This is a genomic window from Polaribacter sp. IC066 (assembly GCF_007997085.1).
Classification (GTDB): Bacteria; Bacteroidota; Bacteroidia; order Flavobacteriales; family Flavobacteriaceae; genus Polaribacter.
The window spans coordinates 78,989-94,114 of record NZ_VORR01000005.1 but is presented as its reverse complement, the minus strand read 5'-3'; the positions used below and the strand labels follow the sequence as shown (position 1 = coordinate 94,114).

The following is a 15,126-nucleotide window of genomic DNA, read 5'->3' as shown; positions in this document are numbered from 1 at the left end:
CCCATATTAAAGAGAAGAACATACTTAAATTTATAGCATGAAAGACGTAGTAATTGTATCAGTAGCAAGAACTCCAATTGGAAGTTTTATGGGTAGCTTATCAAGTATACCTGCAACAATTTTAGGAGCAACAGCCATAAAAGGAGCTTTAGACAAAATTAATTTAAATCCTAATTTAGTGCAAGAAGTTTTTATGGGCAATGTGGTTTCTGCGGGTTTAGGACAAGCACCTGCAAGACAAGCTGCAATTTATGCTGGTATTCCTGACTCGGTTCCATGCACAACTGTAAACAAAGTATGTGCTTCTGGTATGAAAGCAATTATGTTAGCGGCTCAAACAATTGCTTTGGGAGATGCTGATGTTGTGGTTGCTGGTGGTATGGAAAACATGAGTATGATTCCTCATTATCAATATGCAAGAAACGGTTCTAAATTTGGTCCGATAACTTTAGAAGACGGAATGCAAAAAGATGGTCTGGTAGATGCGTATGACAAAGTTGCCATGGGGGTTTGTGCTGATGAATGTGCTACTGAATATGGCTTTTCTAGAGAAGATCAAGATGCATTTGCAATTCAGTCTTACAAAAGATCTGAAAAAGCTTGGAGCGAAGGTAAATTTGCTGATGAAATTGTACCTGTTTCAATTCCGCAAAGAAGAGGAGAACCTGTTATCTTTTCTGAAGACGAGGAGTTTAAAAATGTAAAGATGGATAGAATATCTACTTTAAGAGCTGCTTTTACAAAAGACGGAACGGTAACAGCTGCAAACGCATCGACTATAAATGATGGTGGCGCTGCTTTAGTTTTAATGTCTGCGGATAAAGCAAAAGAATTAAATCTTACGCCTCTTGCAAAAATAGTAAGTTATGCAGATGCCGCTCACGAACCAAAATGGTTTACCACTGCGCCGTCTAAAGCATTACCAAAAGCTTTGGCAAAAGCAAATATTTCTATGGATGATGTAGATTATTTTGAGTTAAACGAGGCTTTTTCTATTGTTGGTTTAGCAAATATGAAAATCTTAAATATTACTGATAAAAATGTTAACGTAAATGGGGGTGCTGTATCTTTAGGCCATCCGTTAGGGGTTTCTGGGGCTAGAATTGTAATTGCGTTAACCTCTATTCTAAAACAAAATAATGCAAAAATTGGTGCAGCTGCTATTTGTAATGGTGGCGGTGGTGCAAGTGCAATTGTGATAGAAAAAATTTAACTCAAAACTTATAACTTGTTATACGGAATTTGTACTTTAAGTAGTGTTGCTTTAAGAGTAGAACCATCAGACAAATCAGAAATGATTAGTCAGGTATTGTTTGGCGAAAACTTTACAATTCTTGAAAAACAAAAATATTGGAGTAAAATTAAAATATCTTTTGACGCCTGCGAAGGTTATATAGACAATAAACAATTTGAAGAAATTTCTGAAGATTTATTCACAAAACTCGCTACTCAAAAGAAGGTGTATGCTGGTGAAGTAATCGATTTTATCACAAATTCAACAAACGATTTATTAACGATTCCTTTAGGATCGAGATTGCCTTTTTTTACAAATGATACATTTCAATTAAACGGAAAAACATTTAGTTATCAAGGAAACGTTCTTTCTGGAAAACTGCCTAAAAAGGAGCTAATACAAAAGGCTTTTACGTTTTTAAATACGCCTTTTCTTTGGGGCGGAAAAACACCTTTTGGTATTGATTGTTCTGGTTTTACCCAAATAGTATATCAACTATGTGGTTATAAATTATGCAGAAATACCAATGAGCAAGCAAAACAAGGTGATGTATTAAGCTTTATAGAAGAAAGCGAGCCTGGAGATCTAGCTTTTTTTGATAATGAAGAAGGAGAAATAATTCATGTTGGCATTATCTTACAAGATTATCATATTATACATGCCCATGGCAAAGTAAGAATTGACACGCTAGATCATAGCGGTATTTTTAATCATGATTTGCAAAAGCACACCCACAGATTAAGAGTTATTAAAAAAATGATATAAAAAAAACCGAAATCGTACGATTTCGGTTTTTTTATTATTGCGAATAGATGTAGTTTACATACCTCTCAATTTCTTGTAAATTGGTCTTAACACTTCTGCTTTTGAAGTGTTTCCTGTAAGATCATAAATATTTAATAAAGATTTTACAGTCTCTTCTGTTCTTTTTATGGAATCAGCTTTTTCTAAATAAGGAAGTGCTCTTTTGTACAAAGCTTTTTGAACCACTGCCAATTCATCATACTTTTTAAAATTAGACAAGTTTTTATTCATTTCATCTACAATCTCTTTTTCGCCAGATAAAATTGCTACCGATAAGTTCATATAAGCATCGCCATATTCAGGGTCTAGTTCAATCGCTTTTTTATAATAACCAATTGCTTCCTCTGTTTTCTTCTCATTCTGATTAACAACACCTAAATTAAATAATAAGGTTGGGTTGTTTGGATCTAATTCAATCGCTTCTTGCATTAATGCACCAAACTTATCCATCTGACCTAACTTAATATATAATTGAGCTTCATTTAACAATAAGTTTAAATCTTTTGGATCTGATTCTCGTGCTTTCTTAATCGCAACAATTGCTTCATCAGTTTTTCCTTGCGCTATTAAAATATAACTAATATTCTTTACAATATCGGCTTCTTTAGATTCTGAATTTTCTTGAGTTGGATTGTTATACTTTCCAAACTTAACCATTGTATCTCTATTCTCTTTAGAACCTAGATTTTCTTTCTCATCAGTATCTGCACTGATGGCAAAAAATTCAGTTTTAACGCCAGTATATCCTATATTTTGAAGCTCTTTGTAATAGTTCAAAGATTGATCAAACTTTTTTGCCAAAGAAGCACTTACTGCCGCATTGTATAAAAAAGAGGTATCTGTAGGACTTAACTTATACGTTAAATAAAAATTTTTAGCAGCTACTTCATAATCTTTATCTGTATTGTAAGCCTTTACTGCTTTTTCAGAAACAAACTGAATTAAGTCATTTAATTGAGGAGTGGCATCGTCTGTATATCTCGATTTTCCACTTTCTTTTTCTACTTGAAATAATTTATTGTAAGCTTCAGCAGCTTTTTTCGGATCCATTTTGCCGTAAGCAGCTCCTTTTACAAAGTAATACTTTGCTTCGTATTTAGAGTCCATGTTTGCTTCCATACTTTCTAATGGAAGAATTGCTGCTTGAGCCTCCTTAAAAAGACCTTTCTTAATGGCTTTTTCGGCAGTCTTTAATTCGTTTTTTTGCGCAAAGGTTGCTATTGACATCAATCCTAAAGAAAGCGCTACTATTTTATTTTTCATTTTACTACTTATTAATTTATTTGTTATTCTTGGTTATCATTTTCAATTTCCGTGCCATTCTCTATTTCATCATCAGAATCTATCCCTTCAGGATTTTCATCTTCTAAATCTATAACCTCCTCACCTTCTTCACGCATTACTTTTGCAACGGCAGCAATACTGTCATCACCCTTAATATTAATTAAACGTACACCTTGTGTTGCACGCCCCATAACACGTAAATCTTCTACAGCCATTCTAATCGTTAATCCAGATTTGTTAATAATCATTAAATCGTTAGAATCATCTACGTTTTTAATGGCTACTAAATTACCTGTTTTTTCAGAAATATTTAACGTTTTAACACCTTTACCACCTCTGTTGGTAATTCTATAATCATCTAATTTAGAACGTTTTCCGTATCCTTTTTCAGAAACAACAAGTATATTACTTTCCATATCGTTTACAGCAACCATTCCAATAACTTCGTCATTTTCGTGTTGCAAAGTAATACCTCTAACTCCAGAAGCAGTTCGTCCCATTGGGCGCGTTTTAGCTTCTTCAAAACGAATCGACTTTCCAGATGCTAATGCTAACATTACTTGGCTATCGCCAGTTGTTAATTTAGCTTCTAGTAACTCATCACCCTCTTTAATCGTTATTGCATTAATACCATTAGTTCTTGGTCTAGAATATTGCTCTAAAGAAGTCTTTTTAACCTGACCTTTCTTCGTTGCCATGATTACATAATGACTGTTAATGTATGCCTCGTCTTTTAAATCTTGTGTTACCAAAAATGCTTTTACAGAATCGTCTTGTTCTATGTTAATTAAATTCTGCATCGCTCTACCTTTGGTATTTTTACCACCTTCAGGAATTTCGTATACACGCATCCAGAATACTTTTCCTTTTTGCGTAAAGAACATCATATATTGATGGTTGGTACCCACAAATAAATGTTCTAGAAAATCTTCATTTCTTGTTGTTGCTCCTTTTTGACCTCTTCCTCCTCTATTTTGAACCTTATACTCATCTAGATTCGTACGTTTTAAATAGCCTGCATTTGAAATTGTTACTACTACTTTGGTATCAGGAATCATGTCTTCAATGCGCATGTCTCCACCTGCATATTCGATAACAGATCGTCTATCATCTCCATATTTGTCTCTAATATGCAACAGTTCGTCTTTTATAATTTGATAACGTCTTGGCTCATTCGCTAAAATATCTTGTAAATCAGTAATCGTTAACATTATTTCATCAAACTCTGCCCGCAACTTATCTTGTTCTAAGCCTGTTAATTGACGCAAACGCATTTCTACGATTGCTTTTGCTTGAATTTCTGTTAACGCAAAACGCTCAATTAAACTCTCTCTAGCTTCATCTGCATTATTAGAGGCTCTAATAATTCTAATAACCTCATCAATATTATCCGAAGCAATAATTAATCCTTCTAAAATATGCGCTCTTGCCTCTGCTTTCTTTAATAAGTATTCTGTTCTACGAACAATAACTTCATGTCTGTGCTCAACAAAATAAAGAATTAATTGCTTTAGATTTAATTGTTCTGGTCTTCCTTTTACCAATGCAATGTTATTGACACTGAAAGAAGTCTGTAATTGTGTGTATTTAAATAATTTATTTAAAACAATATTTGGTATGGCATCACGCTTTAAAATATACACGATACGCATTCCGTTTCTATCAGATTCATCACGGATATTCGCAATACCTGATATTTTTTTCTCATTTACCAAATCAGCAGTTTTCTTAATCATATCTGCTTTATTCACTTGGTACGGAATTTCTGTAACGATAATACATTCACGCCCTTTTACCTCTTCAATAATCGCTTTGGCACGCATTACAATACGACCACGACCTGTATGAAAAGCTTCTCTAACACCGTCATACCCATAAATAATTCCTCCTGTAGGAAAATCTGGAGCTGTGATGTGTTGCATTAACTCATCGATCTCTATATCATTATTTTCAATGTAGGCGATGGTACCGTTTATAACTTCAGTAATGTTGTGAGGCGCCATATTAGTGGCCATTCCCACAGCAATTCCAGAAGCTCCGTTTACCAATAAATTAGGAATTCTAGTTGGCAAAACAGTAGGTTCTAATAAAGTATCATCAAAATTTAAACGATGATCTACCGTATCTTTTTCAATATCAGCCAACATATCTTCTGATATCTTTTGCATTCTTACCTCGGTATAACGCATTGCAGCTGGCGAATCCCCGTCTACAGAACCAAAATTTCCTTGACCATCAACCATCATATAACGCACACTCCAGCTTTGTGCCATACGCACCATAGAATCGTACACAGAAGTATCTCCGTGAGGGTGATACTTTCCTAAAACTTCTCCAACAATTCTTGCAGATTTTTTATAGGTTCCGGTGGCCTTAATACCCAACTCATGCATCCCAAATAAAACTCTTCTATGAACGGGTTTTAAGCCGTCTCTTACATCGGGTAATGCTCTTGAAACAATCACTGACATTGAATAATCAATGTATGCAGCTTTCATCTGCTCTTCAATATTAATCGGAATTAATTTTTCTCCGTCTGCCATATATTATTCTTATTAGTATTTATCCTAATTTTTTAAAACAAGGCAAGATAACATTTCTTATAGTACTTGCAAAGGCTTTCACCCTTGGAATGCATCATAGTTATCAACATTTTTTTATAATTTTTAACAGTCATTTATTTGTCTGACTTCTATTAGTTTTATACCTTTAATGAAAAGTCAAATTGGCAGTTATTTATATTGGCATCTTTTTTGTAATAAATGAGAAAAGAAGAAGACTAAATTCACCTGAATACAAAAAGAAATATGGACGATAATTTTTCACCAAAAGTAAGAGACGTAATCACATTCAGTAAAGAAGAGGCTTTAAGATTAGGGCACGAATTTATTGGAACAGAGCATCTTTTATTAGGTTTAATAAGAAAAGGAGAAGGAAAAGCAATTGAGATATTAACAGCTTTTGATGTTGATTTAATATTACTTCGAAAAAAATTAGAACAATTAAATCCTTCAAATCCTGCCTTTGTAGAAGGCACAGAAAAACCTAGTTTACGATTAACAAGACAAGCAGAAAAAGCATTAAAAACTACTTTTTTAGAAGCTAAATTATATCAAAGTGACGCGATTGACACTGCCCACCTATTGTTGTGTATTTTAAGAAATGAAAATGACCCAACAACTAAGCTAATGCAGAAGTACCAGGTAAATTATGACGAAGCAAAAGCTTTGTATAAACAATTGCATGTAGATGATACTGACGATGACATTTTACCTTCAAACCCAATTGCAGAGACGCCTTCGGATGATGAATATCCTCCAGGGAAATCAAATCCTTTTGATCAATCTCAAAAAGGAAAAACGGTTAAGAAATCTAAAACACCTGTTTTAGACAATTTTGGTCGTGATTTAACAGATTTAGCAGAAAAAGGAAAACTAGATCCTGTTGTTGGTAGACAAAAAGAAATTGAGCGAGTTTCTCAAATTTTAAGCAGAAGAAAGAAAAATAACCCAATGCTAATTGGGGAACCTGGTGTTGGTAAATCTGCAATTGCAGAGGGTTTAGCTTTAAGAATTATAGAACGCAAAGTTTCTAGAATTTTATTTGATAAGCGAATTGTTTCTTTAGATTTGGCAAGTTTAGTTGCTGGTACAAAATATAGAGGTCAGTTTGAAGAACGTATGAAAGCGTTAATGAATGAGCTTGAAAAGAATGATGATATTATTCTTTTTATTGATGAAATCCATACCATTGTTGGTGCGGGTGGCGCAACAGGCTCTTTAGATGCTTCTAATATGTTAAAACCTGCTCTGGCTAGAGGAGAAATACAATGTATTGGTGCCACTACGTTAGATGAGTTTAGAACAAATATCGAAAAAGATGGCGCTTTAGAACGTCGTTTTCAAAAGGTAATTGTAGAACCAACTACAGTAGATGAAACCATACAGATTTTACACAATATTAAAAGTAAATACGAAGAACATCATCATGTAAATTATACAGATGATTCTATTGAAGCGTGTGTGAAATTAACAAATAGATACATGACGGATAGATTTTTACCTGACAAAGCTATCGATGCTTTAGATGAAGCAGGATCTAGAATTCATATTACAAATATTGTAGTTCCTAAACAGGTTTTAGAATTAGAATCTCAATTAGAAATTATTCGTGATCAAAAAACAAAAGCAGTAAATGGACAGAAATATGAGGAAGCTGCCAAATTGCGAGATGACGAAAAAAATATGGAAGCTGCTTTAAATTCCGCGCAAAAACAATGGGAAGACGACTCTAAATTAAACAGAGAAATTGTAACCGAAGATAATGTTGCCGAAGTAGTTTCTATGATGACAGGCATTCCTGTAAATAGAGTTGCAGAAGCAGAAAGCCACAGATTGCATGAACTTCCTTCTACCATTAAAGGAAAAGTGATTGGGCAAGATGAAGCAGTTACCAAAGTAGTAAAAGCAATTCAAAGAAACAGAGTAGGATTAAAAGACCCTAACAAACCAATTGGTTCTTTTATTTTCTTGGGACAAACGGGTGTTGGTAAAACACAATTAGCGAAAGTTTTAGCACGTGAATTATTTGATTCTGACGATTCTTTAATTAGAATTGATATGAGTGAATATATGGAGAAATTTGCTATTTCACGTTTAATTGGTGCACCTCCAGGATACGTAGGTTATGAAGAAGGCGGCCAATTAACAGAAAAAGTTCGAAGAAAACCGTATGCAGTTATTCTATTAGATGAAATTGAAAAAGCGCATCCAGATGTTTTTAATATGTTGCTACAGATTTTAGATGATGGCCATATTACAGACAGTTTAGGTAGAAAAATTGACTTTAGAAATACCATTATTATAATGACTTCTAATCTTGGTGCTCGTCAATTAAAAGACTTTGGTGGTGGTGTTGGTTTTGGAACTTCTTCTAAAAATGACCAAGCAGACTCTTATGCAAAATCTGTGATTGAAGGTGCTTTAAAGAAATCTTTTGCTCCTGAATTCTTAAACAGAATTGATGATGTAATTATCTTTAATGCTTTAGAAAGAGAAGATATTCATTCTATTATTGATATTGAATTAGACAAACTTCTAAACAGAATTTTAGATTTAGGATACACGTTAAATTTAAGCGAAGAGGCAAAAGATTATATTGCTGATAAAGGATTCGATAAAAAGTATGGTGCAAGACCTCTAAAAAGAGCAATTCAGAAATATATTGAAGATGCTTTAGCAGAAGAAATTGTAAACTCTAATTTAACCGAAGGCGATAGTATTATGATGGACTTTGATAAAGAAAAGGACGAACTTACTATAAAAATAGAGAAAGGCGAAAAGAAAAAGGAAATTAGAACAGAAAGTAATTCTTAATTTTTTTTTAATTAATTGACACAAAAAACTCGAAGTAATTACTTCGAGTTTTTTACTTTTAAATCACTATGGCAACACTAGAACAAAAATTAAAAAACCCCGTTTGGCATTCCTTAAATGAAACCCATAAAAAATTCAAAATAGAATTTGATGGCGTGCACTTTTATAAACCAGATATCTTAACTTTCGGTGGTTTTATCGATGCAACAAAAACTAAAAAAGCGCTAAATCAATTTGTAAAATCTGCAGATACATTTTTTCTAGTTTCAGAAAATAAAGACCCAATAATCGATGCATCAAAAGTAATTTTAGAAAAAAAAATTGATGGTTGTCAAATGGTTTTAGATTCTTTGATTGACCTTGAAATTACTGAAAAAATAGTTTTATTAACCGAAGAATATCTCGATGAAATTTACAATTTAATTTGGCTAGTAATGCCCGGTTTTTATCAAAAAAATAGTTTTGAATTGGGCAATTATTACGGTATTTTTAAAGATGACAAATTAGTTGCTATTACAGGCCAAAGAATGCAAACCGATTCTTTTATTGAAGTAAGTGCTGTGGTTACACATCCTGATTTTACAAAAAGAGGACTCGCTAAACAATTAGTTACCCACACCACAAAAGAAATTTTAAAAGAAAATAAACTTCCTATTTTACATACCAACAAAGGAAACCCAGCAATTTTTCTTTATGAAAAATTAGGCTATAAAATTACCAGAGATATGAATTGGTGGTTATATAATAAAAAGTAAAACACTAATTACAAATATATTGCACTACATAAAAAGGGTTTTCCTATATATTTTCTGAAATTAAAAAGTTAAATTAATATTCTAAATTAAATATCATTGGTGTCCGATTAAAAATATTTTTAGTTTGATAAACCCTCTTAAAATAAAGGATTCTGCGAATTTTTTTAAATGACACCTTGCTTTTTTAAAAATAATTTCATCAACATAAAATAGACAATTTTATTTTAACTTGTAGCTGTTTGTTGGTGGTTAGGGTAAAGTCTTGGTTCCCTAACTGCCGGCAGGTTGGTTCTGAAAGCAGAGCAATCTCGAGTCTTTTATCGGACAAGAAGAATTAAATATTAACAATAAAGCGTTTGATATGCCTATAAATGCTACCTAAATGAATACCCTCGAACCCAAGATTTCGCTAAAAAGCAAAATTAGCCTGCCTGCCAAACAGGCTGGTTCAACTTACAATTTTGAATTCATAGCTTATTTACAACATAGACAGCACCTAAACATACCAAAGGAGCTATCGGTATTATCCAAAACGGAAAAGTTTTGTACTCAAAACCATTCGGTTTAGCTAGTTTAGAGTATCAGGTTCTGAATACCACAAAAACAATCTTTACTATCGGTTCAGTTTCTAAACAATTTGCCGCAATTGTAACTTTAATGCTTCACTAGAAAGGATTGTTATCGATAGATGACGACATCCGAAAATAGTTGCCTGATATGCCAGATTTTGGTCATACCATTACCATGCGCCAAATGTTACATCACACCAACGAAATGCGTAGTTTGCACGCTATGTAAAGTTTAGCGAGTTGACGAGATAACAATTCTAGAACAAATGAAGATTTAAATCGTTTTATGCGAAAGCAAAAAAAACTAAATTTTATTCCTGGCGATGAATTTCTATATTGTAATACGGTTTATATGCTCATGGTGAATAGTATTGGAAATGTAACTAAAGAAAAATTTACCGACTGGATGAAAGCCAATGTTTTTGAGCCCTTAAGAATGACAAATACCTATATAGAAGACAGGTATGATCGAATTGTTCCCAATAATGCAACCTCTTATTATAATGAAAAGATAATTTCTTTAGAGCGGTAGCGTATTGGGGTTATATAGGCTCTATAAACGTATACTCAACCACAAAAAACCTATTAAATTGGTTTCAAAATTTTACTGTATCCACTTCAAATTGGCGCTCAACTTTTAAAATGCTTCAAACGACCGATTCACTCAATAATGGAAACAAAAATAAGTATATTTTTGGCCTATTCATGGATAACGTTAAAGGGTCTGACAAAATTCAGCATGGAGTTGCTAGTGTTGGTTTTAGAAGCTATGCAAGTGTGTATCCAGAAAAACAATTAAGTATTGCAATCTTAACTAATTTTTCGTCTGCTGCTATAGGAAGTATTGAGCGCAGTACCGCTGCTATTTTTCTAAAACCTAAACCGAGAGCCATTGCAAAAAAATAAATATGAAGATTGAAGATTCAAAACAACAGATCCATTAGCGCAATTAACTAGAAAATAGAATCGGGTATTATTATGACTATTAGTATAAAAAACGATCAATTAATAGCCCATCATGCCAGAAATGACGATTTCCCTGTAAAACTTAAAAGTAAAAATGCTTTAGAAATAGTAAGTATTGGCTCAATAAACATTGTTCGAGACACTGAAAACATAATTACAGGAATTATAATTTCTAATGGAAAAGCTCGATGCTTGGTTTAAAAAACAGCCATAAAACAATCCTAAAAATAGGATCTATTTGCAAAAAGCGCAGTACTTATTTTAAAAAAATTTAAACAAAACCACAAATGGGAATAATCAAAGCATAATCTACTTTCTTGAATTACTTTTAAATTTTTTATCTGAAGTTTGTTTGTTACTTTAGTTGCTTTAAAACTCACAGCTAATAAAATTATATAACTAAAAATAATGATACTTATAGACTATCCTTTTGTTTCAGATTTTCTCATAAAAACGATTAAAGACAATAATTTTGAAATCATTGCCACCAAAGAAGCGAAGTCATTGATCAATGACGATGCACTAAATTGGATTTCAGAAAGCGATGCAAAACATACGTTTTTAAACAGTGTAAATCCTATTATATATACAAATTCAGAAAATTCATTACCATGGATTTTTAAAAATCTAAAATCAACAAACCTCCCTGAACAAATAAAATTCTTTAAAGATAAATTTGCCTTTAGAGAGCTCACTGCAGCGCTATTTCCTGATTTTCTATTCAGAAAAATTAAAATAGAAGAAATTCAAACTTTAAACATAAATGAAATAAAACTGCCTTTTGTAATCAAACCCTCTTTAGGTTTTTTTAGTATTGGCGTGCATATTATTCATAATGAGTTAGATTGGAACACCGCAAAAAAAGAACTGAACTATGAAACTCTAAAAAGCATTTATCCTAAAGATGTTATGGATGCTTCTACCTTTATTATTGAAGAATACATAGAAGGAGAAGAGTTTGCCATAGATGCCTACTTTAATGCGGATGGAGAAGTAGTAATTCTAAATATTCTACATCATAAATTTTCTTCGAGTACCGATGTAAGTGACCGAGTGTACTCCACTTCTCAAAGCATCATTCGTACCTATAAAGAAAGTATTGAAAATTTCTTAAAACCAATAGGAAAAAAAGCAGCTTTAAAAAACTTTCCCTTGCATTTAGAGGTTAGAATTGATAAAAATAATGTAATTAAACCTATCGAAATTAACCCACAAAGATTTGGAGGTTGGTGCACAACAGGAGATCTTTCTTTTTATGCATTTGGATTTAATTCGTATCAATATTTATTTTTAAATAAAAAACCGAATTGGGATGCTATTTTCAAAAACGATAAAAATGAAATTTATAGCATTATTTTATTAAATAATAATTCAGGTATAAAGCCATCAGAAATAGCTTCTTTTGATTTTAATATGCTTGCGCAAGATTTAGAAAACATAGTCGTGGTAAGAGAATTAGATTTTAAAAAATATCCTGCATTCGGACTTCTATTTATCAAAACAAGTGAAGGAAATGAGAAGGAGCTAAATGAGATTCTAAATTCTGATTTGGCTAAATATATTACAAAAATCAATTAGAAAATCAATTTATAAATGATGAAATGGTATAAAATATAGCTGTAAAACAAAAAATTAAAACAGCAGAAATTCTCTAATAATGTTCTAATACAAGCATCCTAAATTATTTACTATTCTTTTAAAAATTGATAAAAAAAACCCACCAATAAGCGTCTATAATAATCAGGAGGTTACAAAAAAATAAAACACGAAAACCAACTCATAAAGTAAATAAACAAAAAAACGCTTGGTCAATCCAAGCGTTTTTTTGTTTATTTACTAATTCGAGTCCGATTAAAAATAGATTAGGTTTATATATCGTTCCTAAATGAAGAGATTTCACTTGTTTTAAAATGACACCTTGTTTTTTAGAGTTAACTGTAATTAGCTATAATCTAGTCTTAATTCTTCTCTCTTGTTTCTTTTATCTTGTTTCTTTTATCTCGTCTCCAACAATAATAATATTTTAAAAATCAGCATTTAAATCCCAAGCTTCTAAAGTTTCTTTTAAGGTTTTGATAAACATGCCGCCTAAAGCACCATTTACAACTCTATGATCATAAGAATGCGACACAAACATTTTTTGTCTAATTCCTATAAAGTCTCCATCTGGCGTTTCAATCACAGCAGGTACTTTTCTAATAGCACCTAAAGCTAAAATTGCTACCTGTGGTTGGTTTATTATTGGGGTTCCCATGACAGAACCAAAACTACCAACATTTGTTACCGTATATGTTCCTCCTTGAATGTCGTCTGGTTTTAAAGCATTATTTCTAGCTCTTGTTGCCAAATCATTTACAGCTTTTGTCATTCCTACTAAATTTAATTGATCTGCATTTTTAATCACAGGCACAATTAAATTTCCGTCTGGCAAAGCGGCTGCCATTCCTAAATTGATATTTTTCTTTTTGATGATGGTATCGCCATTTAAAGCAATATTAATCATCGGATATTTTTTAATAGTCGATGCAATTGCATGCATTAAAATTGGCGTAAACGTTAATTTTTCACCTTCTCTTTGTAAAAAAGCGTCTTTTACTTTCGTTCTCCACTTTACAATATTAGTCACATCAATCTCTATAAAAGACTGTACATGCGCAGAGGTCTGAACAGAATCTACCATGTGTTTCGCAATCAACTTGCCCATTCTACTCATTTCGATGATTTCATCACCTCCATTTACAGATACCGGTGTTGCTTTAGAAACCGTTTTTTCAATTACTTTTTCAGGTGCTTTTTCAGTTGATTTTGGCGCCTCTACTTTTGCAGGAGCTACCTCATTTGGTGTTGCTTTCCCTCTATTTTCTATGTACGATAAAATATCGTCTTTTGTTACTCTACTATCTTTTCCAGAACCCGAAATAGTTTCTAGCTCTTGCATCGAAATATTTTCTGTTTGGGCAATATTTCTTACTAATGGCGAATAAAACTTACCAGAATCTGAAGTTTTAGAAATCGGATCAGCAACCACTTCTGCTGCTTTTTCAATCGATTTTTCTACTTCTGCAACTTCGTTTGGCGTTTCCTCCACTTTTTCAGTTTTAGTATCAACCTCACCAGAATCCTCGCCTTCAATCTCTATAATAGCAATTGTTTCTCCAACAGCAACTACGTCATCCTTTTGATACAGAATTTCTATTAGCTTCCCTGCTACTTCACTTGGCACTTCAGAATCTACTTTATCAGTAGCTATTTCTACAATAGCTTCATCTAATTCAATAGTATCTCCAACTTCTTTTAACCAAGAAGTTATTGTTGCTTCTGCAACGCTTTCACCCATCTTGGGTAATTTTAATTCAAAAATTGCCATTTTTTTCTAGTTTAAGAGACTGCAAAAGTACGACAAAGCGATGATTTTAATGTTTTTTTATCTTTTTAATTTATCAACAAAAAAAATATAAATTATATTATTCGTAAAAAAAAAGCTAAAATTATAATTATTACAAAATATAATATACAATTTAGCTTTTATATTTAAACATATACTAAAGAGAGTCGCTTAATTATCTGCTCTATTTTTTACTTTTTCTAATTCTCTTTGCGCACGTTTTAGGGCTTTTTCTGCTTTTTTTAATGCTCTTTCTGCCTCTTCTTTGTCTTGCTGTTTAGAATCTGTGCCAGAAATTGCATCTTTAAGAACATCACCAAAATCGTTCATCATCGTAATCATATTCGTACTTGCATATTCCTTGTCCACGTAAATTCTTAATCGATCTTCGGTAAGTTTACATTCATAGACTTTTTCTCCGTTTTCACTTTTTAACCATTTGTGCATGTCTTTAGAGACTGTTAAATTTTTATCTCCTAACTTATCCGTCACTAATTTTTTAAGACTTTCAAATTTACTTTCATGGAATTTTGCCGAAAATTTATAAACATTGTCATTCCTTTTGATAGAGACTGAAGAATTTTCTTCTTTATCATCCGTATCAAAACTAAAAGAATAAGAATTACTTTTTGTGGTTGATGAAGAAGTAGTTTTTGGAGTTTTAAGTGTTTTTGGAGTTCCTTGCCCAAAAGTACTACTTGATAAAAATAAAGCTGCTACTGTTGTTAAAAATAAATTTTTCATACGTCTGTTT

The 15,126-nt window shown here is 32.3% G+C and carries 12 protein-coding genes and 1 pseudogene; 9 read left to right on the top strand and 4 right to left on the bottom strand.

All coding sequences use genetic code 11. The annotated features are described in order from the left end of the window. Positions 1–37 precede the first annotated feature (37 nt). Both ES044_RS02715 and ES044_RS02710 read left to right on the top strand, forming a co-directional pair. The gene (locus tag ES044_RS02715; protein ID WP_147117880.1) at positions 38–1,213 is read left to right on the top strand and encodes an acetyl-CoA C-acyltransferase; all 1,176 of its coding nucleotides are present in this window, start codon (positions 38–40) and stop codon (positions 1,211–1,213) included. A gap of 15 nt (positions 1,214–1,228) precedes the next feature. Further along, a complete protein-coding gene (locus ES044_RS02710; protein WP_147117881.1) occupies positions 1,229–1,999 on the top strand; it encodes a C40 family peptidase in 771 nt (256 codons plus the stop codon). Positions 2,000–2,053: 54 nt separating this feature from the next. Here ES044_RS02710 and ES044_RS02705 read toward each other — a convergent pair whose 3' ends face one another. Both ES044_RS02705 and gyrA read right to left on the bottom strand, forming a co-directional pair. Further along, positions 2,054–3,301, bottom strand: a complete 1,248-nt coding sequence (locus tag ES044_RS02705; RefSeq protein ID WP_147117882.1) for a tetratricopeptide repeat protein — start codon at positions 3,299–3,301, stop codon at positions 2,054–2,056. A 23-nt stretch (positions 3,302–3,324) separates the two neighbouring features. Continuing rightward, complete coding sequence (gene gyrA / locus ES044_RS02700; protein WP_147117883.1) at positions 3,325–5,865, bottom strand: DNA gyrase subunit A; 2,541 nt, start codon at positions 5,863–5,865, stop codon at positions 3,325–3,327. 264 nt (positions 5,866–6,129) lie between these two features. Here gyrA and ES044_RS02695 point away from each other — a divergent pair, with 264 nt between their 5' ends. The 7 genes and pseudogenes from ES044_RS02695 to ES044_RS02665 all read left to right on the top strand — a co-directional run bounded on the left by ES044_RS02695 (position 6,130) and on the right by ES044_RS02665 (position 12,565). Next, a complete protein-coding gene (locus ES044_RS02695) occupies positions 6,130–8,697 on the top strand; it encodes an ATP-dependent Clp protease ATP-binding subunit (RefSeq protein WP_147117884.1) in 2,568 nt (855 codons plus the stop codon). 68 nt (positions 8,698–8,765) lie between these two features. Next, a complete protein-coding gene (locus tag ES044_RS02690) occupies positions 8,766–9,452 on the top strand; it encodes a GNAT family N-acetyltransferase (protein ID WP_147117885.1) in 687 nt (228 codons plus the stop codon). A 516-nt stretch (positions 9,453–9,968) separates the two neighbouring features. Next, positions 9,969–10,121, top strand: coding sequence for a serine hydrolase (locus tag ES044_RS19420; RefSeq protein ID WP_147117961.1), 153 nt, complete (start codon positions 9,969–9,971; stop codon positions 10,119–10,121). 180 nt (positions 10,122–10,301) lie between these two features. Further along, positions 10,302–10,553, top strand: a pseudogene (locus tag ES044_RS19180) (serine hydrolase); the annotation flags it as partial. 110 nt (positions 10,554–10,663) lie between these two features. After that, positions 10,664–10,927 carry a hypothetical protein gene (locus ES044_RS19175; RefSeq protein ID WP_317131210.1) on the top strand — a complete coding sequence of 88 codons (264 nt, stop codon included), beginning with the start codon at positions 10,664–10,666 and terminating at the stop codon, positions 10,925–10,927. A gap of 72 nt (positions 10,928–10,999) precedes the next feature. Further along, positions 11,000–11,188, top strand: coding sequence for a hypothetical protein (locus ES044_RS02670; protein WP_147117888.1), 189 nt, complete (start codon positions 11,000–11,002; stop codon positions 11,186–11,188). Between the two features lie 207 nt (positions 11,189–11,395). Further along, positions 11,396–12,565 carry an ATP-grasp domain-containing protein gene (locus tag ES044_RS02665; protein WP_147117889.1) on the top strand — a complete coding sequence of 390 codons (1,170 nt, stop codon included), beginning with the start codon at positions 11,396–11,398 and terminating at the stop codon, positions 12,563–12,565. Positions 12,566–13,010: 445 nt separating this feature from the next. Here the strand turns inward: ES044_RS02665 and ES044_RS02660 are convergent, their stop codons facing one another. Both ES044_RS02660 and ES044_RS02655 read right to left on the bottom strand, forming a co-directional pair. Next, a complete protein-coding gene (locus tag ES044_RS02660) occupies positions 13,011–14,354 on the bottom strand; it encodes a dihydrolipoamide acetyltransferase family protein (RefSeq protein ID WP_147117890.1) in 1,344 nt (447 codons plus the stop codon). Between the two features lie 189 nt (positions 14,355–14,543). Further along, complete coding sequence (locus ES044_RS02655) at positions 14,544–15,116, bottom strand: hypothetical protein (RefSeq protein ID WP_147117891.1); 573 nt, start codon at positions 15,114–15,116, stop codon at positions 14,544–14,546. Positions 15,117–15,126: the final 10 nt, after the last annotated feature.